This is a genomic window from Pseudomonas abietaniphila (genome assembly GCF_900100795.1).
In the GTDB taxonomy this organism is placed as follows: domain Bacteria; phylum Pseudomonadota; class Gammaproteobacteria; order Pseudomonadales; family Pseudomonadaceae; genus Aquipseudomonas; species Aquipseudomonas abietaniphila.
Genome location: NZ_FNCO01000028.1, coordinates 1 through 18,756 on the forward strand (window position 1 = coordinate 1; position 18,756 = coordinate 18,756).

Here is an 18,756-nt window from a genome sequence, read left to right on the forward strand (position 1 = left end):
ATGCGCAGGTTTCCCGAAGCGTCCCATACCCGCATCCCATAAGCCATGAATCACCCCAGATATCCAAGGCGAACACGCAGCACGCCATTCGCATCAAATACAGAAACGTTCTGCGCATTGATTACCAGCCGGCCCTGTCCTGGAATGACGCCGTTTATTTCCAGCGTGCCATCCTTGTTCAGGATCCATCCCTGCTGACCGGCAATGTAATTCGTCGAGCTGATGTAGCTGCCGATCTTGGCGTTGGTGATGGTGCCATCCTGGATAAACGCCTGGTTTATGAAGACCTGACCGCCCTGAACAGCGAACGGCACGGAAATCGCGCCTCCGGCAATCGTGTTAACCACCGCAAACCGATCAGCCGATACCAGGAACTGGCTTTGCAGACCTGCAGGCCCGTTCTCAACACCAAGGCCAATGCCGGCCGCCACATATTGCCCGTCCGCAGTGACCTGCATCTTTACCGACCATGATGTCGAAACCTTGCCGTTGATATCGACGATGGCTTGGGACTGCGTCTGTATGTCAGCGGTGTTGCCGTCAACCTTGACGCCAACCTGTTGCAACGCTGTGGCCGTGGCCTGCTTGTTGTCCGCCACAACCTGACGCAGATCACTGACCTGCGCGGAGTTCTCGCCGACAGTCGCGTTCAGCTGAGTGACCGTCTGCGCGATTGCCTGATTCTGCGTGGCTCTGACGGTCGATTCGGTGACGATGCTCGCAGTACTGCTCCAGCCCTTCAGCGCATCCGCCAGTTCGCCCTCCCCGTTGTCATCCCGAGCGGATGCCCGCAACGCTTGCAGGCTTGAGGCCTGCGCAGTGACAACGCCATCCAGCTCGGTGATGTCGGTCGTGTTCGTCGCAACCTGTTCAGCCAGGCCGTTTGCCGTTTCCAGCAGGTCGCCCACATCCTCCCAGTACGCGGCATTCGGTGGCGGCGTGTTCAGCGGCACGTTTTGTTGCGCCTGGAAGATCCTGCCGTCCACGACGATCATCTGACCTTTTGAGTAGGTCTGATCAGGGTCGTAGGCTTTCAGCCCGTCCAGCGCGTCTATCTGGTCCTGCAGGTCGTCGATCTTGTTGATCTTGTCCTGAAGCTCCTGACCAAGATCTGTGTCCTCGATCTGCCCTCTGATCATGTCTAGGATTGGGGCACCTTCCGAACTGCTCTGCCCCATCACGCCGATACCAGCCGGATACCACGGCCCGATGTTTCCGGTCCTGTCGACCAGCCGCGCCCAGAAGAAGAACGTCACGCCCGCCAGCAGGCCCTGCATGTTGTACTCGGACTGCGGGTAGGCCAGGTCGCTGAGCTTCATCGCGGCCGAAAGATCAGTCGTCGGCCCGTACCAGATTTCCGTGCGCTGGGTGTCGTCCGCACCTGGTGGAAAAGTCCATTTCAGGTGAATGCCGAAGATCAGTGGCAGCGCGGTCAGCGAGGTTACCGCCGGTGGCAGGCCTTCTTTGCCGTTGAGCAGGGTGGACTCGCTGTAGCCCCAGATCGAAGCAGCATTTAGCGAGTTGAGAGCCGCCACTCGCACCAGGTAGGTGCCAGCGTAAATACCGACGACTTCAATGCTTGCCGCATAAGTCCGGCCCGCATAAACCCAATCGTTGCTGTTTCGGCGCCACCACACATCGTAGGAAACAGCATTAGCCGGTGCATCCCACTCAACGCGCATCGTGGTGACCGCCGCGCCCTGCTCGATCGCGCTGAACGAGGAAAGCCGGATATTGGTTGGTGGTGGCTGTACTCCGGGCGGGATGACTGTTACCGGCAACTGGACGATCTGGGCGCCGTTATCGATGGCAGCGTATTTGCCCGCCACATGCTTCACCGCGGTGATGTCGTACTTCATGTCGGTGTCGCTGAAGTTCTCGGCGACTGACAGGACGCGGTAGGTCTGCGCGGCGAGGGTCAGGCTCTCGATCGCGAACACTGACTGGGCGACAGGGATAGCCGTCCACGACGTGCCTACCGTGACCACGCGATTTGCGTAGCCGGTTACGGTCTTTGTCTGAGCCACGCCGGTCGGCAGAATCACGGTCACGGAATCGCCGACGGCAACAATAGCGTCCGCATCTAAGGTGATTGTCCGCGCTGTTGCAGCCCTTATACGCCCACCAATCCGCCGCCCTGCCCGGTTAGCATCGGCAATGCGGATGATCTGGCCAGGACGCGCGATGGTGCCATCAAGACCAGCCGAAAAGCTGACAGTCTCGTTTTCCAGCAGGTTGGTCAGCAGCGTGTAATGACCAAGGCGTTGAGCCTGGCCCTGCGAGGTGCACCCAAACGCCGAAAGCTCAGTCTGCTGCACGCCGTAACGCGCCAGCGCCTTTTGATCGCTGACGTACTCGACTTTCTTCTCATAGAAGTTGGTCGGGTCGTTCCAGCTTACCAGCGCTACCGAAAAGCGTGTGCTGCGCGCACTGCCGACGTAAGTGAACAGGCCATCGATAACGTTGGCATTAGTGTAGGTGTAGACCGGATCGGTTGGCATATCGGCAGAGGCCACAACCGACCCAGCCGCCCAGTAAGCCATCCCGCGAAAAATGCTGGCTAGATCCTGTAGCACCTGGAGAGCATCGGCTCGGGTTTGCAGATACAAGTTGCAGGTGAATCGCGGCTCCAGACCGCCTTTTCCGTCGGCGACCATCTCGTCGCAATAGCCAGCGATCTGGTACAGGCCCCACTTGTCCACTTGAGCCGCGGTGATCAGTTGGCCAAGGCCATACCGGTCGTTGAGGATCAGGTCGTAGTAAATCCAAGCCGGGTTATCGGTCCACGCCAGCTTGAACGTGCCGTCCCATGTGCCCACGTAGGCGCGTGTGTCCGGAAAGTAGTTGGACGGCACGCGGACAATGCGCAACTTGCAGTCGAACGCCCTGGATGGAATGCTGGAGAGCTGAGAAGCGTCGACAGTGATGCCGACCATTGCGGTGTACGGGTAGCGCAGCTTTGCGTCGATGATCTCGGTGTAAGACGAGATGTTGGTCGTGCTCTGGATGTTCGATGTGGTCGAGTCAGGCGTCAGTCGGCGGACGCGCACGCGCCAGCCCGTTGTGGACGCCGGCAGATCGATACGGTGGCTGCGTTCATAAGTTTTGGTGGTCTTGCCGTTGAACGACGTATTGATGACCTCAACATAAGGCCCGGTATCGGTGGCGATATCGATCGCATAAGCGACCTGAAAACCATTGATATTGCCCTTGTCATCGGTGTAGGCCAGATACGGAACGGACAGGCGAACGCGGACGGCCGACAACTCGGTATTGCTCATCGTCTGCACCCATGGCGCCGAAAACTTCAACTCGACGCCCACACCGGTTTCGCTTTCAACCGAGGGGAAGCCTGGGAGGTAGTCCTGATCAGCTTCGCCAGTGCGGGTGCCCACGGTCACGCCGGTGAAGTTCAAGCTGCCGTCGGCATTGGCCAAAGGCGTGTTGTTCAGGAAAATCGACTGGTTGCCGTTGGCCAAGCCGAGAATCGGACCCTCGCTGATCGCGTCCAGGACTTTTGCATAGGCGATGCTGATCAGGCTGTCTGGCGTCTCGGTTGCTGATTTCTGGCTATCCCCGCCACCTTTCGAGCCGCCGATCTCTTGGAACGAACCCATGCACTTTTCTCCGGGCATAAAAAAACCCGCCGGAGCGGGTTCGTTTTTTAGTAGCTGGTTGGACTCAGGTAATAACCGCCAGAGTCCAGTGAAATTCGACGCCGAGCTGTTTCACCTGCTTTGATTTCGAGTTCAGACTCTTTTAGAGCTCCACCTCCGCAGGCAGAACTGGCTCTTAGCCCCAGTATGTGTTTGCCGGGAGCGATGCTGAATGTCGCAACTTCGCCGGACGCAAATTCGGCGGCAAGGTCGTTATCAACGTAAAGCCTATAGTTGCAACCTGACCCAAACATCCCGGAATCACGGGTCACGACTAGAGTTGAGCCGCCTTGACTCTTCAAGGAGTGCAGCCTGCTTGGAGGAACTGGGTCACCTTGGCCTGGTGTTATTGGAGAGGTGGAGCATGCGGACAGCATGCCAATGAAGAAAACGGTCAATCCTAGACGCTTCATAGGGGCACCTTTGGCTTTTTAGACCGCGATCCTATCACTGTGGATCAGGACTGGTCTTCTGCGTAGATTCCAGCGCTGACGACCGCGCTACCCACGATCATTCGCCCGTATCCCAACGGGACTGGATTCCCTTGAGCTTGGGTATTGACCGGACCATTGAAGCCGTAGCTGGGCTTGTTGTCGGCTTGATCCTCAGAGCCCAAACCTTTGGGGGTGCCAGCAATCATTTGGGCGACACCACCCAGCGCTAACGAAATACCGACAGCCCCAACTACGCCCCATACCCCGCCGCCAAACAGGCTTGCTGAGGCGCCAGACGCGGCACCGGCCGTGAAATAGCTCGCCACAGCGATCAGCACCACGCCGACTACTGTTTGCAGAGTTCCAGCGCGCTTACTGCCTTGAATCACCGGCGCAATACGGATCTCGGCGCGGCCCGGTGGATCGCCGAGTTCATCCTTGCTGATGTTGCGCTTTCCATGGAACACAGCGAAGGCCATGCCTTTGTCCTTCGATTCAGCCATGAACTGGTCGAAGCCGGGAAAAAGGATGCCCAATGCCCGGCAGGCCTCGGCAACGCTATTCACTGCCAAGGTGTGCACGCGTCCGAACCGAGCGCCGAGCGCGCCATAGAGCCGAATGGTGCGCAGGCGCTCATTGGGTGCGTAGTTGATCGAGGTCATGGGTTTCTCCGGGCATAAAAAACCCGGCGCGGGGCCGGGCTTGTTTTGAAATTAGCGGCTACTCAGGCAGTTTGAGTGAAAGGGCGTCAAACAGCCTGGCTGCTATGAGTTCCACAACAGCATGGAATTGCCCATCGCTTATGCTTTTTGAAACGTCTACGTCTTGATCACGACGGGCACCTTTGACGGTCACGATAATCCGATCAGCAGCAGCTTTCATGCTTATATTTTGAAAGTAGAAGGCCTTTGAAAGGTCGTCCGGCCCCTCCTCCAAAGTCATGCGAATGGTGAAGTCGTATTGTAGATCATTACCTTTGAACTCCATCGGGTGCACGCGTTTGAACACACCTCCTTCTAACAGTCCGATGTCGACGTAGCCTGAGACAGAACCCTCTGCGTTTTTCCACGTCTTGGATGGCAACTCGAGCGCAGTGCCAAGGTCATGAAGTAACTGGTATGCAGCTTTTTGAAGATGATCCCAATACTCGTTTTGCTCTCGGCGATATTCTGCATATCTGGCCGATATTTCGCTGTACTTCAGCATCTGTACGCTCCTTCGCATGAATGAGCCATCATCCTAGCATCACAAGAAGCTCAAGCTGTACGAATCCTCAGTAACAGCGACGCGTGGAGGCGTTGTAGGGTTGCGCCTCCAACGAATCGCCTCGGTCCGTTGCCTGCAAGCCCATGGACCGGGGTAATGTGACCTAGGAGGTCGATGTGATCGAAAAAACCTTGGCGACAGCCATCACAAAAGAGGTCGATTCATCTAGCTATGCAATTTGGCCTTTTAGAACAGCTGAGGTCTCAGTCAATGGCGACAGGAACAACGGCGGCATTGATCTCGTCGCAAACCCTGAGCTAATTGACGTCATCCATGAGGCCACGGACGAGAACGGCCTTAGGGACCTGCTTATCGCAATGAATAAACCTGACGGCTCGTTCATGACGCTGGGATGCATTGCGGGCGACATAGAAGGCGCGTATCACACATATCTGGAATTCACACCCCGTGACCCTGCTGTCGCTCGGGATGAAGCATCGATTTTGGGCATTTATGATCAGTGGGTTGGTTGGACGAGTGAACACTGCTCGCCTCATCCGGGGTTGGCGGATGCACTTCTTCATAATGTGGCATGGACATATCGGGAATTCGCCTTCCGAGGAAAAGAGCCGCAATATCTGATAACGACTTACCAGCGTGCTCAATCAGCTCAGGACCATCGATCGCTTGTTTCATGGCTTCATAATTTCCTATGCAGCGTCGATCCGATCAATCCAGCAAAAGATCTCGCATAGCTGGATGTCAGACGCTCACTGTTTCGCGTCTTTGTGCCTGAGGATCAGGCGTGTGGATTCAGCCCAGAAGGCGCCGTAGATGTCGCGGCGCCCATCTCGGCCATACAGGTGGTGGAGAAGCGACCCCGGCGCTGGGTAATGCTCGGGCTCGGTCTTTAGGATGCCGTCGGCCAGATAGATGCCCGCGTGATTCGGGACCGGCGCTCGTACCTGCATGATGATCACGTCGCCCTGCTGCAGGTCATTCACAGGCGAAAACCCCGCATCGGCGTAGTTCTCCATGTACAGGTTCCCGCCGTTGCTCCACCAGTCATCCTCACGCCCGTACTGCTTGAGCGCGATGCCAAGCTCGCGCTGGTAGTAGTCGACAATCATCTGATAGCAGTCGAGCGAGCCATGATGGAACGACCTACCAATCAAAGGCGCCTGGTAACCTGTGGGAGCGAAACTGAACAACTCCCCGGCCGTGACAGCACCATCGTCGCCCTTGCGCACTTCGATGATGTGCCATGGCAAGCCACTGGCTTCGCACGCTACCCGGTCTGCTTCGCTGGGTTGCGGCGAGTAGTCCGGATGACTGTGCACAACCGCCAAAACCGTGCCGCGATCTTCGGCGGCGGCATACTCTGCGGGAGCGAGCCGAAAGTGCTCACCGGGAGTTGTGGCCACGTTCGTGCACGGCACGTAAACCTGCGCTCGCCCTTCTCTGATGATCAGCCCGCAAGCCTCAGCCGGATAGCACTGAATCGCCTGCTGCTGGATCTGATCAAGCGATGATTTTGTAATCTTCATCCGATCCTCCCAGCCGACGGGAACGAACCAAAGCGCAGTTGCCCGTTCTGGCCGAACCGAAATTTGCAGCCTTTTAGCGTCCCACTGCACATATCGCTGGCCGCGTCGGTGGTGATAATGTCGTCTTCGGTGGCCACCGGCCCGCCGGTGTAGCCACAATAAGGCCCGCGGTAACCACCAATCGACAACCACTGGCAGCAATTGGCGACGATCTGACGCGCCGGCAGCTGCTTGTTATTGAGGTTGATCGGCGATGCCAGGGAGAACTCAACTTTCGTTTTGTCCTCGCCCAGTTTCTGTTCGATGTACCAAACGTCAGGCGAAAACTCTTCGTCCGGATCCGCTTCGGCATTGCCGCTCGGGAAGTTCACCGCATCGAGGTAGCGGCCCAAGGTCCGACGTCGTGTCAGCTTCGCTCCGACCAAGTCCTCGAACCCAAGACACAGCGCGCTTATGAAACCGGTGACGTTGCCAACCAGCAACGATGGGTTTGGCTGCTGGGCGTCTGCTGTGATCTCAAAGCCTGTCGCTTGGATTGGCCAAGGCGAGTACTCCAAGCCCTGCCACCAGATCGATCCAAGTTTGCTGTAGCCATGGAACCGATAAAGCTCAGCGCCAACCGATGTGGCATCAAGCTCGAAAAGCTCCACGCGCTCTCCCGGCTCCAGCGTCTGGATGTCGGCATTAATGCCCATGGGTTACCTCAGGGTTGGAATGACTGGTCGAAGGTGGCTGAGACAGCCCATTGGCCGCCGCCCAAGTCGGTGGCGGTGTACTCAGTGCAGCGAAAGAGCGCCTGCTCGCCGAACGGGGGCTTCCAGCTGAACGACTGGTAGCCCTTCCTTGCTCTCAGGAACGCCATGATCTGATCGGCCCGCGCCTTGCTGCTGGTGAACGTCAGCGGCCACGACTGGGACTCGTTGTTTATCCCGTCCGCGACCACCTGCTCGTATCCATCGCCAAACCTTGCCGACTTAGTTCGGTTGGAATATTTGCCGGTCGGTTTGGCATCCGGCGTCCAGGTGAATGTTTCAGCCATCATCGCCTCCCGTTAATGGCTTGCCGGATATTGCCCTGTGACGAAAGCGACTTCGCCTCGAGCTCGCGGTACTTCTGCGCGGCGATATCGCCGATCTGCTTGCCGAAGGCTTCAAGGCCCGATGTATCCGAGCTGACCTGCGACGAGCCATCACTGGCGATGCTTATGTAGACGTTTGGGCTTCCGCCAGCACTGCCGGCAGCGACAGGGCCGGCTCCAGAACCCAGCGGAGTTACGCTGCCACCATTTGCGCCAGTCATCAGATAGGACTTGCCGCCCTGATTGAATAACTCAGGACCGACCTCGTTCACCTGGTACAACGAGTTAGGCGCCACATCGCCGCCGGCTGCGCGGCCACCACCGTAGGTGAGCCCAGAGGATGATGAGCCAAGGCTGTAGTCGAAACCCGAACTTGCCCCGGAACCCGCCGAAGAGCCACCAGCATAAGACCCTGCGGCTGAGGCACCGATACCGAACAGAGTGCTGAGAACCCCCGAGGTAGCCTGCCGCGTAGCGATGCGAGCCAGATCAGAGATCACCGATTTGGTGAAGTCACTGAACGACAGCTTGCCGGTTACAGCGAAGTTCGCCACTGCATCTTCCATGTTGGAAAAGGCATTCGTGAACAACGTTTTAGTTTGCCCGGCCACGTCCTTTGCGCTGTCGAGGTAGTTTTCCCAAGCGGATGCAGCCCCATTGGTCCAGTCACCCTGAGCAGCCTGCACATCGGCGTAGTTCTGCTGGATCTGGTCGGTTGCCTTTTTATTGGCATCGGCCAGTGCTTGGGATTTCTGCTCGAACTCCTCGGTCGACATCTTGCGGGAAGGGTCAGAGCGCTGATTTTCCAAATCCAGCGCCTGCTGGGCGAAGCGGTCCTGCTGGGCATTCAGCTCGGCGTTGAGCGCGTTCTGGCGATCACCACGGCCAACGCCCAAGACAGCACGCTGCCCTGCAAGCTCCAAAGCCTTTTGCTGCTGACCCAGTGCCTGGACATACTGGGCGATGTTGTACGTCTGCTTCTTGACCCGCCCGTCTTCCTCGGTGGCGAGCGCCTGCAAGCGAGAGTCGTAACCTTCCTGGGCTTTGAGGGACTCTGCTTTTGCGTCAGCGATCTTCTGATCGATCTGAATGCGCTGCTGCGCAGTGGTCGAAGACTTGTCCCGGAGCGTCTGAAGCGCGGCGATCTCTGCGTCGTAGGCAACGGTTACATCGCCCTTTTCCTGCTCAACGATCGCGATGCGCTGGCTGCTGTAGGACTCGGCCGATACCAGGCCAGCTTTCTGGGCCGCTTCGAGCTCCTTCTCGATGTTCTGGTAGTAACCCGTTACCGACTTCAGTTGATTCTGAGCGTCGTTGAAGCCTGTCAGGTCCAGCTGATTGGCCGGCCCCTTCGGGTCCTTTATGTTCGTGTTGATGCCGTCAAGGAGGGTTTTGTAGGCGCCACCAGAAAAAGACTTTCCGTCAAAATCTACCCCGTCAAGCAGCGGCGACTTCTGCCCGGTTTTCGCCGACTTCTCGTAAAGCTCGGTGAACTGCGCGTTCAGCTTCTTGATTGCGGCTTCACGCTTCGAAAGCGGGCTCACATTGTCGAGCTGCCGATCCAGATCCTTTTGAACTGCGATCAGATCTTTGTTGGCATTGACAGTCTCACCTGTGGTTGCCGCCAGAGCCTGGCTTGATGCTTGACGCGCCTTCAGACCTGCCAGCTTCTTCTCAAGTGCTGCAGTTGAGTCGTCATCGTCACCGGTGCCAAGCCCCAATGCGCTGTTGAGTGTGCTGAGGCCGTTCGACAACGCACCCGCCACTCCTCCCGCTTTTCTGGTGTCCAAAACGCGCTGAATGATCTCGATCTGCTTACCGAGATCGGGAAAAACCTCCGACCTTACCGCAGCATAGGCATTCGTTATGCTGTTCTTGATGTCATCCCAGCCGAGCTCAATGTCTGACAGAGACGCGCGATATTCTTTCAGGCGCTGCTGAGCGTTTTGATTCAGATCGGCACTTAGGAGATCGAGAGCTTTCTGGGCCTCTCCTTCATCCTCGATGGCCTTGATTGCAAGGTACTGCTCTGATGTGATCAGGCCGTACTGTTCGCTGATTTTTACCGCTGCCTCTGATGCAGATGAGCCAATCCCTGCAAGACCTCTGGCTACCTCTGTCGCGCCGGCACCGGTGAACGAGGCAATTGCCGATGCGGCTTCGGTCAGGTTTGCGAGCTCGCTTCCCGTAACCTTGCCGCTCGCAGCCAAAGCGATCGCGGCATCACGCGCGCCAGCGAAGTTATGGGTCAGAATACCTGCCTGCTTTGCAATCTCTTGCAGCTGCTGCGCAGAAACGCCGACCGCATTGCCGCCAGCGAAGATTGACTTATTGAAGGCGGAAGCCTCCCGCTCTGCATCCACAAATGCGAACGCTACAGCCCCCAGCACGGTCGCCAGAGCAGCAGAAGGCAACAGCAGCTTGCCCAGTTGTACGGCAGATGCTCCGGCACCAGCGCCAATCTGGGCAATTGCCCTGGCGCCGCTGTTGAGGTCACCAGCAGAGATAGCATTTGCCAGCTGGCTAACGTTCTCTTGCGCCTGGCGAGTGCCAAGGTTGAGCTTGTCGAATACGGTCCCTTCGCCGTTTAGTGCTTTTAGCTTGCCGTTGATTGTTCCAACCGCAGCGGTGTATTTGTCGATGTCGATCTCCCCCGCCTTGTAGGCTTTGGAGAGCGTTTCGAGATCCTTGTTGTAGTTCGCAGTCGCGGCGCGAGCAGGGCTCAGCTTGTTGAGCAGCTTATCCAGGCCTTCGGTCTGAACACCCGTCGCTGCAGCAGCACGCTTGGTCGCCTCAGTTTGCTGATCGATTGTAGGGGTCAGCGTGTTGAGGTTTCTTTGAATTGCCGCGAAGTCAGTGACTGACGCCCCGGCTTTATCCATAGAGCCAGCGGTATTCGTCACACTGGTGGTAAGGCGCTGGTAATACTCGCTCGCCTCAAGCGAGGCCTTGGCGGTTTCCAAGAGCCGCGCCTTGGCCTTGTCTGTTTCTTCTGCTGCTTTAGCTTCTGCTGCCGCCAGCTTAGCTGCGGCTGCTGCTGCCTTATCGAAGCCCGCAGACACGTCATCGGCAGCCTTCTCGGCCTTTACCCCAGCCTGTGTGAGCTTGTCCAAATCCGTGGCGGCTTGCACTGCCTCACCGGACTCGACCTCAATGCCAAGTTGCGCGATGGTTCCAGACATGAGTGCTCCGCTATTTCGATTCGCTCATGACGAGCAACGCCTCAGCCTCCATGACGCGAACGTCCTGGAAGACCTGGCTTCTGTTTTTCTTGGGGATGCCGATGAGGGCCATGATCGCCGGGACGGCTGAGTAATCGAGACCTGTGCGCCCAGCCATACCGACGCGCCACTGGGTGCCCAATGCCTCCATGACGACAAAGGCTGGCCAGTTGTCAGGCAGAACCTCCACTGTCTCGTCGAGGTCTGCTGCCGATATGCCGAATTGGGCGAGCTGATTGGGCGGTGCCACAGGCTCGTACAGCGCCTGCGACACCTCTTTCAGTTTCCCAGGCGGGCTGCGGCGAACGCGTTCTGATACGCCTTAACGATCGCATCGGCTGCGCCGGCCGAGGTTTCAACCAAGGCGCGGATAGCTTCAGGCGTGAACTTGTCGTCGAACCCCCAGCCAACCACAAGATCGCTGACCTGCAGAATCTGATGCTCAATATCAGCGTCAGTGACATCCACGAGGGTGATGTCATCGCCCTTCTCTTTCAGGCGGTCCTGATAGTCCTTGGCAGATTGCTGCCAGCCCGCGAACAGCTTGGCCAATTCCTTTCGGTCGCGGTATTTGAATTCAAACGACACCTTGTTGAAGGTGCCTCCGACGCGAGGAATGTCCACATCCGCCTTGAACGTGGGGTTCTGGGCAATCTTGAACTTGGCCATGCGAATTCCTTACGACAGGTAGCGGGTTGGTTCGGATTGCAGGGCGAGGCTGACGGTACGGGTCAGCAGGTTGTTGCGCGATACCGCCGGCTGCTTGGAGAAAGAGATGAACGCGCCGTAGAGCAGTTGGTCGGTGCCGGGCAGGACCAGCCGCGCTGCTTGCACTTGCTTACCGGCGTCGGCCTTGAGCAGAACAGCGTTGAACGCCTTGGATGGGTCATCAGCGATGGTCAGCGTCATGCTGGCTGCTGACTTGTCGGTGGGAACCTGCTTGCCCTGGTCGTCCTCGAGGAAAACCACGTCCAGATAGTTCTGATCGCCGCCCGAGAAAGCCAGGTCAGACACTTGAGGCACTTGAACCCACGTGAGGATCTTTTTCATGCTGCCGACACCGCCGCCGGCGGGGAACAGAATCACGTCGCTGGTATCGATGCCTTCCAGCGTGATCGCAGTTGCCGTAGCGGCCTTCACGCGCACCACTTTGTTGTCCAGCTTGCTCCAGCCGGAGCTGAGCAGAACGATGTCGCCCACCGCAAGGGACGCACCGGTGACGGTAGCCACAGCTTCAGTGGCGTTCGACAGTGCCGAGAACAGCAGTACAGCGTCGTAAGTCGCCGCAACCTGGTAGTAGCCGCCGTTCGGGAGTTTGTAGCCCATGGGATTTTTCCTCTTTGCAGAAATGAAAAACCCCGCACTTGGCGGGGTTCAGGGTTTGCCCAATGGGCGGGTTAAGCTCGGTCGGCCCGGTACTGAAACGAAGCCGATACGGTGAGTGTGGTGTCATCGACGATGGCTGGCCCGGGTTCAACAGGCGTCAGCACCATCACTTCGAAGTCGCCCTGCTTGAGTCTCAGGAATGTCGGAAATAGCTCGTCGAGGTCATCTACCAGCCCTTCCGCATCGCCGGTGCCGTTGCCCGCCGGAGAAACGATGCTGATCTGGAAAACGCCTGTGTAAACCCGGTCCGTTCCTTCCAGCGTCTGGGTGCCTGTGCCGGCGGGCAGCGTGAAGGCGCGCAGGTAGGTCTCGTCATCACCAGGGTCGAATGCAACGCCCTGATAGGCGATCCGCAAGCCACGCGATGCTGCCCAAGCCGAAAGCCGCTGCTCGTAGATGCGGCGAATTAGTTGGTGAGACATTTGCCAGCCCTTTAGAATGGGTCCGTGCAGCTAGGGTCGCCCCCGAAAAGCCGATTAATCACCGGCCTGCTGCACTCCTCAAGTGATTACTCTGTGATGGAGACTGCAATGGAAGAAATCTGGAAGCCAATTCCGAACTTCGAGGGCTATTACGATGTTTCATCGTTTGGCCGAATACGCTCTATTGAGAGGATCGTCGGAAATCGCTGGGGAACCAGCAAAGGACGCATCATCCCGGCAAAGATCAAAGCATTCTCGCGCAACAGTCAGGGGTATTGCGCAGTCCACCTCTACATCGCCCAAAAGATGACGAAGTTTTATGTGCACCGCCTTGTCGCGGCGGCGTTCGTCGAGAAACGTCGGCGGGCATACCCAGGTCAATCACCTCGACGGTAACAAGGAAAACAATTCAGCCACTAACCTCGAATGGTGTAACGGTTCGGCCAACTGCATTCATGCGCTAGCGACCGATCTATACGAGTCAGCTCGTGGCGAGGCGATCGGCAGCGCTGTGCTGACCGAGGCAGCAATTATTGAAATCCGCGCTATGGCCGCATCAGGCCGCTATCACAAAGATATTGCCGAGTTGTTCGGCGTCGGGCGCAAGGCCATTACGAAGATAGTCAACAGACAGCGTTGGAAGCATGTGGCCTAAAGCTTGTTCCGCTCTATTGCTTCAAGCACCAATTGCTGAAATCTTGCAACAGTCACCCTGACCATTCCGTTGGGTGACTGACTGCTGTGACCAAATTCCAAAGGTATGGCGTAAGGCAGCGAGTTGGTGATGTAGGCCGTGTCGCCTGCCCTGAACTCAATCGCGCCGTCGACGATGCGCGCGGTGGATTTGCGGCCGCTCGGGTCGACCTCCTCCGTCGTGGTGTTATCCGGCGAGCCGATGCTGAACATCCAGTTGCCACGAAACCGGCCGCCGATGTAATCCTTGCCGGAAACGAGGCCGTTCACGTTGAAATTCTGCACTCGCTCGGCTTTGGTCAGCGGCTTGGCGTACTTCACGCCGCGCTTCAGGTTGCCGTTGCGGGTGAAGTTGCTCGGCGTCAGCGAGGTGATGACGTTGCGTACTTCGACGTGCTCGTCGTAGGCATCGGCCTCAGCCTTGTTCTTTGCTCGATGCGCCACGTTGGCTGCCCAGATCTCAGGGTTACCCACTGGTGACATGCGAATCACGCTGCTGCCGAGTTCGATCACGATCTCTCGCAGGCTAGCGTCGATTGCTTCCTTGGCCTGCTCAGCGAACTGGGCCAGGCTCAGCGCGAAGCTTCCGGACTGCCCGGCTCCCGCGCGGCTCATGACCGCACCTGCAGCTCGTAGAGCAGCGGAGTACCGGCTGGATTGATTTCTTTCAGGGGCGGGATGATTGACCAGGTCTTACCCTGGATCACCGCCTTGCTCAGCAGCGTTGGCGGCGCGGTAAGCCCGCTCGCGGCGATCTTCAATTTCTTATCGCCGACCTTGATCAGGCTGTTGGTCTGGAATTCTTGGCCGGTGAAGTCGAGCAGGATGCCTTGGGCGGTCCGCTCGGTGACTGTGTCCGGGCCGGTCTTGCCGGTGCCGGGGTCGTATACACCCTTGACCGTGTCGCGGAATGTTACCGGCTGACCGAACTCGGTGATCAGCTCAAGGGCCATCACGGCCATCTCGTCGTAGAAGGCCATGGTGGCTCCGATTTAGCCGTAGATTATGATCAGCTTTCGTTTTGCCGTAGCAACTTTGGCCATAACACCCGTCGCTCTTCCAGCATGGCGTTAGCGTAATGCGCGGCTTCGCCTGCCACGTCGATAGCGTCCGCCGGGCCTCTGCTGGATATTCCTGCAATGGCCGCGGCGGCATAGCGATCCCACGCCTCTAACTCAAGCTGGGACTTTCCTTTCTCTTGCGACATAGGGCTCTCCTTTGAATGAGCCCAAAACCTACCATCAGGCCCGCACAGCGAACAACCCACGTTTCAGAAGATAGTCAGCAAACTGCGTTGCACTCGGCCGATCCGGAGCTGCTGGCAGCAGCCGCGAACTATTACTGGGGATCACGGCGTATTCCCGGGTTACTGCCCCTTCGACCCGATCCACGGTGATCGCGCCCTTACGCCTTTCCGGTGGGTCGATGTCATCCGCGTGGATCTCAGCCGCCAAAGCCATCTGCCCGTATTCTATGCGGGCTGGCAGGTAGTTGTCGGGCTTGATCTCGCAATCTAGCTCGACACCACGTCGAGGCCAGGCCAGAGCCTGATCACTCGAAGTCTTCCTGCCCTTCCACGTCATGCCATCCATCGCCAAGGCGGCCCGGCGCAGCAATGCTTCCTGCGCCGGCTCGTCTGCCGGGATCGTCACGCCGAACTTTCCGGCGTAGATGACCAGATCGGCAGCGCTCGCGTAGCTTTCGGCATCAGGCTTTCCGGTGCCGTCCTCGACGATGAGTGTCATGGGTTATTCCGCTGGGATGAGGGCTTGAAGGTCCGGCTTCAGTGCATTGGCATCATACTCGATGCCCTTGGACGTCAGCCAAGCGCGCAGGTCTTCAACGTTCATTTTCTTCGGATCGGTTTCAGGACCGGTCTTTTCAGACTTGGCCGACCATTCCGGCTTCAGCTTGGCAGTGGGCGTCTTTTCAGCAGCACCGTCACGGCTGTCCGTAACGTTAGCATCAACGATGATCAGACCAGCCTTCTTGGCCTGCGCCTTCACGTCGCCCTCGTAACGGTGGAATGGACCTGGCAGATACCAGACGTTGTTCTCGCTCATGATTGCATCTCCGCCAAGCCGGGCACACGTCCCGGCTTAGACATCAAAGGGTTACTTGGAAGCGTCACCGATCAGGGCAACACCAGCGGTGTCCTTGATGCTGGTGGCAGTTTTGTCCCAGTTGGTGCCGGTGGCCAGCGCCGCGCTGGAAGGCGACTTGCCGCCGTTCGCGGTGTCCCAGGTGTAGCCCTTCAGGCCGAGGCCGAAGGTGTAATCGACCTGGATGGTGGTCTCGATACGGGTCTGACCGTTGTTGGTATCGACGTTCGAGATGATGTCGCGGCTGTCATGAACCAACGCTGCGCCGGAGGCCAGGCTGAGGATGATTTCCTTGTTCGGCGTGCCGGTCTGGGAAAGCGCCGGAGCATCGGTGACCACGGAGGTCTTACCGAGGATGTCCACGACACGAACGTTGCCGGCCAGGAACAAGTTCTGGGCGTTGGCCAGGTTCTGGCCGACCAGCTTATGCCAGGTGCTGCCGGTCATGACCTGAGCAACCAGGTTCTGACTGGCGTCGCCGAACTTGGCGTGCGAGCTGTTCAGGCCCGCTTGGGTGATGCCAGCAGTTGCCGACACGTCGTTGACTGCGGCGGCCTGCGCAGTGATCGCAGCAACCAGCGCGGCGATGGCGGTGTTCAGCTGATCCTTGAGCAGGATTTCAGCGAACGCGCGCGACGCCACTTCAATACCTTGAGCGGTCGGACGCTGCAGCCAGGTCATCTGGGATGGCTCGTAGCGAACCGGGCCGAAACCACCGGCCACCTTCACGGTGGTGTTCTGCAGCTCGGTCAGGTCGACCGGAGTTACAGCAGCCTGGGCGGCGTAACGGTTCACGCGACGCTGGGCTGCGCCGAGGTTCTGGAAGAACGACTCTTGCAGGAAGTCGCCAGTGAAGCCATCCGGAGACAGCACGATCGCGCCGTTGCTGGCAGCGTTGAACGCCGCGAGCATTTGATCCAGGGTCTCCAGAGTCGCCGGCATGACGTAATCGTTGAAGACCTGCATTTGAGACAGGGACATGGGTTATTCCTTAATTGAGAGGGAGGTCCGGGAACCTGCTGGCGATTGCCGCAGTGCGTTCCGTTTTAGTGCCGCCGATGTTTCCTTTTGCGGCCCCGCCGCCATTCCCAGCACCAGCAGCCCCGCCGCCCGATGCCTTACTGCCAGCGATCAGCGGCGCGAACGCCGTGTCGTTGGTGAATTCTGCTTTAAGCTCATCCAGCGTTGCCGCCGAGAGCTTGCCCGCCTGATCGAGAACCACGACGGTTGGTTTACCGTCACGCAGTTCAACGCTCAGGCGGCGTTCGATATGGGGAAGCAACGCCTTGGCGCTGCCTGGGATGGCCAATGCTGCTGCGATGTCGGTCGCGGTGCGGCCCACGGTCAGATCCCTGATCTGACTGCCAAGGCTGCCACGCTCCTGTTCGAGCAATCCGTTCAGCTCAGCTTCGCGGCGGTTGTATTTTTCCGACCAGGACTTTTCGAGCTCTTCGACGTTGCCGGACTTGCGCGCGGCTTCTTCACGCTCCAGGCGTGCTGCCTCTTCGGCATCCTTGCGGGCCTTCTCGGCAGCTTTCTTCTCGCCGAGCAGCTCTTCGACCTTGGATTTCAGGCCGGAAACGTCTTCCTGTTGCGGCAGGCCTTCAATACCGAGGACAAACTTGCCTTCCTTCTCGGTGTAGAGCGATTTAACGGAGTCATCGAGACCATCAAGAGTGTCCAGCTGATATTTCAAACCCATTTGCTTGTCTCCCAGAGACGATTTGCAGGCCCGGCCCGCAGATATGAAAAAGCCCCGTCAGTGACGAGGCTTGTGAAGTTGATTTGGTGTTACCTGGCTTTACGCCGACTAGGCTTCGATCTGAAGCTGGCTTGGCGGTACGATCTCGATCCAGCGATCCATGCCGTTTCGAAGTCGATAGTTTATTAGGCTATCGTCGTCTGGGCGCACGTTGTGAAATCCTTTCTCTGCGTCCCAATCTACCCGGAAAATACTCCAATCATCCTTATCGTTCTCGTCGCGCCCTTCATATATAGCAACCATAAATCTTCGGCATATATCCCCCGCAACAAATGGAGGTTGCTCGCTTGCATCTTTCCATCCGAACCCAGAATTCATAGCCTTGACTCACATCAGTTAATTGGGCTGTAAGACTTGCAGGCGCTCGGTTAGCCGCCCGAATTAAGCCTTACCGAAACGATAAAGAGAACTGGACAGCATTATCCCTGCGCCATATCCAATCCGTCTTTTGATGGCATGAACGGCACAAGGCCTCAAGGTTTGAAAGCTTGTTCGCTTGCAACTTGTTCTTCGACTGATGGAAGGGTGTCTTGTGATTCACATCCAAGCGCCTGCCATTGTCAGCCTCTGACTTGGCGCATCGCTCGCAGCACCTGCCAGCCTTTTCTCGCACGCTCTCGGCTATGGCAAGCCAGTCGTGTCCACGAAACCCAGCTTTATGGGAGCCGCCTTGCCAGTTGGGATGTCCGCCGAGCGAATACCTTTCAGACTGGGCCTTCCGGCGTTCATCGGTATAGGGATAAGCTTTATGGCTGCACTCATCGCTGCATGTTGTTTTGGTTGATGATATGTAGAACCCATGAGATGCATTGTCCCAGCGTATTGGCGTGAAAAGGGCTTCGCACCACTTGCATGAGATTCCCGCTTGAACTGCTCGCTTCCCCTCACAATCGCTCATGCAAAAAGGCACAAACGCCGCGCTGTAAGCAGTGCAGTAACGACCGTTCCGCGAATGAATCCTTACCGGAGTGAAAGAGATTCCACATCCAGGGCATTGCATGTTCCCCGGTCGAAGCGACCTGGCCATGCAGGCCCTAGAGCAATACTTCGAATTCGGCTTCAGTGAGTAGCTGGCCCCGCAACCTGCGCAACTACGCATGTTGCGCTCGGCCGCTTTCTTCGTCCGCAATGCTAATGCGCACCCCATGGAGCAGACGACTTTGTTAGGGTTTTTGGAGAGCTGCTTCGCCGTTAACTGTTTGCTGCAAACAGGGCACGCACGTAGAATCGCCTCAGCCATATTGACCTC

At 57.7% G+C, this 18,756-nt stretch carries 22 protein-coding genes; 3 read left to right on the plus strand and 19 right to left on the minus strand.

Annotated elements, in window-relative coordinates; genetic code table 11:
- Positions 1–50: 50 nt before the first annotated feature.
- From BLS87_RS31680 to BLS87_RS31695, 3 genes are all read right to left on the minus strand, one after another.
- Positions 51–3,617 carry a TipJ family phage tail tip protein gene (locus BLS87_RS31680; RefSeq protein WP_074758999.1) on the minus strand — a complete coding sequence of 1,189 codons (3,567 nt, stop codon included), beginning with the start codon at positions 3,615–3,617 and terminating at the stop codon, positions 51–53.
- A 496-nt stretch (positions 3,618–4,113) separates the two neighbouring features.
- A complete protein-coding gene (locus BLS87_RS31690) occupies positions 4,114–4,752 on the minus strand; it encodes a tail assembly protein (protein ID WP_074759003.1) in 639 nt (212 codons plus the stop codon).
- A 58-nt stretch (positions 4,753–4,810) separates the two neighbouring features.
- The gene (locus BLS87_RS31695) at positions 4,811–5,296 is read right to left on the minus strand and encodes a hypothetical protein (protein WP_074759005.1); all 486 of its coding nucleotides are present in this window, start codon (positions 5,294–5,296) and stop codon (positions 4,811–4,813) included.
- A gap of 176 nt (positions 5,297–5,472) precedes the next feature.
- Here BLS87_RS31695 and BLS87_RS31700 point away from each other — a divergent pair, with 176 nt between their 5' ends.
- A complete protein-coding gene (locus BLS87_RS31700; protein WP_074759007.1) occupies positions 5,473–6,051 on the plus strand; it encodes a hypothetical protein in 579 nt (192 codons plus the stop codon).
- A gap of 15 nt (positions 6,052–6,066) precedes the next feature.
- Here the strand turns inward: BLS87_RS31700 and BLS87_RS31705 are convergent, their stop codons facing one another.
- The 8 genes from BLS87_RS31705 to BLS87_RS31740 form a co-directional block, all read right to left on the minus strand.
- Positions 6,067–6,843, minus strand: coding sequence for a C40 family peptidase (locus BLS87_RS31705; RefSeq protein WP_208605233.1), 777 nt, complete (start codon positions 6,841–6,843; stop codon positions 6,067–6,069).
- Positions 6,840–7,538: a phage minor tail protein L gene (locus BLS87_RS31710; protein ID WP_074759009.1), complete on the minus strand. Its 699-nt coding sequence runs from the start codon at positions 7,536–7,538 to the stop codon at positions 6,840–6,842. Before BLS87_RS31710 ends, BLS87_RS31705 begins: the two co-directional genes overlap by 4 nt.
- Positions 7,539–7,546: 8 nt before the next feature.
- The gene (locus BLS87_RS31715) at positions 7,547–7,882 is read right to left on the minus strand and encodes a phage tail protein (RefSeq protein ID WP_244165932.1); all 336 of its coding nucleotides are present in this window, start codon (positions 7,880–7,882) and stop codon (positions 7,547–7,549) included.
- Positions 7,882–11,103: a phage tail tape measure protein gene (locus BLS87_RS31720; RefSeq protein ID WP_074759013.1), complete on the minus strand. Its 3,222-nt coding sequence runs from the start codon at positions 11,101–11,103 to the stop codon at positions 7,882–7,884. The genes BLS87_RS31715 and BLS87_RS31720 overlap by 1 nt, the downstream gene beginning before the upstream one ends.
- A gap of 10 nt (positions 11,104–11,113) precedes the next feature.
- Positions 11,114–11,416: a DUF1799 domain-containing protein gene (locus BLS87_RS31725; RefSeq protein WP_244165933.1), complete on the minus strand. Its 303-nt coding sequence runs from the start codon at positions 11,414–11,416 to the stop codon at positions 11,114–11,116.
- 5 nt (positions 11,417–11,421) lie between these two features.
- Positions 11,422–11,811, minus strand: coding sequence for a phage tail assembly chaperone (locus tag BLS87_RS31730; protein WP_074759015.1), 390 nt, complete (start codon positions 11,809–11,811; stop codon positions 11,422–11,424).
- A 9-nt stretch (positions 11,812–11,820) separates the two neighbouring features.
- Positions 11,821–12,468: a phage tail protein gene (locus tag BLS87_RS31735; RefSeq protein ID WP_074759017.1), complete on the minus strand. Its 648-nt coding sequence runs from the start codon at positions 12,466–12,468 to the stop codon at positions 11,821–11,823.
- A gap of 71 nt (positions 12,469–12,539) precedes the next feature.
- Entirely contained in the window at positions 12,540–12,950 is a 411-nt protein-coding gene (locus BLS87_RS31740; RefSeq protein ID WP_074759019.1) for a phage tail terminator-like protein, read from the minus strand.
- Between the two features lie 108 nt (positions 12,951–13,058).
- Here BLS87_RS31740 and BLS87_RS35425 point away from each other — a divergent pair, with 108 nt between their 5' ends.
- Entirely contained in the window at positions 13,059–13,346 is a 288-nt protein-coding gene (locus tag BLS87_RS35425; RefSeq protein ID WP_208605234.1) for an NUMOD4 domain-containing protein, read from the plus strand.
- Complete coding sequence (locus BLS87_RS34510; RefSeq protein ID WP_208605235.1) at positions 13,270–13,605, plus strand: helix-turn-helix domain-containing protein; 336 nt, start codon at positions 13,270–13,272, stop codon at positions 13,603–13,605. The genes BLS87_RS35425 and BLS87_RS34510 overlap by 77 nt, the downstream gene beginning before the upstream one ends.
- On the opposite strand, the gene BLS87_RS31750 is transcribed toward BLS87_RS34510, so the two are convergent.
- The 8 genes from BLS87_RS31750 to BLS87_RS35430 form a co-directional block, all read right to left on the minus strand.
- Positions 13,602–14,258, minus strand: coding sequence for a hypothetical protein (locus BLS87_RS31750; protein ID WP_074759021.1), 657 nt, complete (start codon positions 14,256–14,258; stop codon positions 13,602–13,604). The genes BLS87_RS34510 and BLS87_RS31750 overlap by 4 nt on opposite strands.
- Positions 14,255–14,623, minus strand: a complete 369-nt coding sequence (locus BLS87_RS31755) for a hypothetical protein (protein ID WP_074759023.1) — start codon at positions 14,621–14,623, stop codon at positions 14,255–14,257. Before BLS87_RS31755 ends, BLS87_RS31750 begins: the two co-directional genes overlap by 4 nt.
- A 29-nt stretch (positions 14,624–14,652) precedes the next feature.
- Positions 14,653–14,850, minus strand: a complete 198-nt coding sequence (locus tag BLS87_RS31760; RefSeq protein ID WP_074759025.1) for a hypothetical protein — start codon at positions 14,848–14,850, stop codon at positions 14,653–14,655.
- A 34-nt stretch (positions 14,851–14,884) separates the two neighbouring features.
- The gene (locus tag BLS87_RS31765) at positions 14,885–15,388 is read right to left on the minus strand and encodes a DnaT-like ssDNA-binding protein (protein ID WP_074759027.1); all 504 of its coding nucleotides are present in this window, start codon (positions 15,386–15,388) and stop codon (positions 14,885–14,887) included.
- Positions 15,389–15,391: 3 nt separating this feature from the next.
- Positions 15,392–15,706 (minus strand): HeH/LEM domain-containing protein, encoded by a 315-nt coding sequence (locus tag BLS87_RS31770; RefSeq protein WP_074759029.1) that lies wholly within the window; start codon positions 15,704–15,706, stop codon positions 15,392–15,394.
- A gap of 51 nt (positions 15,707–15,757) precedes the next feature.
- Positions 15,758–16,726: a major capsid protein gene (locus BLS87_RS31775; RefSeq protein WP_074759031.1), complete on the minus strand. Its 969-nt coding sequence runs from the start codon at positions 16,724–16,726 to the stop codon at positions 15,758–15,760.
- A gap of 10 nt (positions 16,727–16,736) precedes the next feature.
- The gene (locus BLS87_RS31780) at positions 16,737–17,447 is read right to left on the minus strand and encodes a hypothetical protein (RefSeq protein ID WP_074759033.1); all 711 of its coding nucleotides are present in this window, start codon (positions 17,445–17,447) and stop codon (positions 16,737–16,739) included.
- Positions 17,448–17,895: 448 nt separating this feature from the next.
- On the minus strand, positions 17,896–18,747 hold the full coding sequence (locus BLS87_RS35430) for an HNH endonuclease (RefSeq protein WP_083370815.1): 852 nt from the start codon (positions 18,745–18,747) through the stop codon (positions 17,896–17,898).
- Between the last annotated feature and the right edge of the window lie 9 nt (positions 18,748–18,756).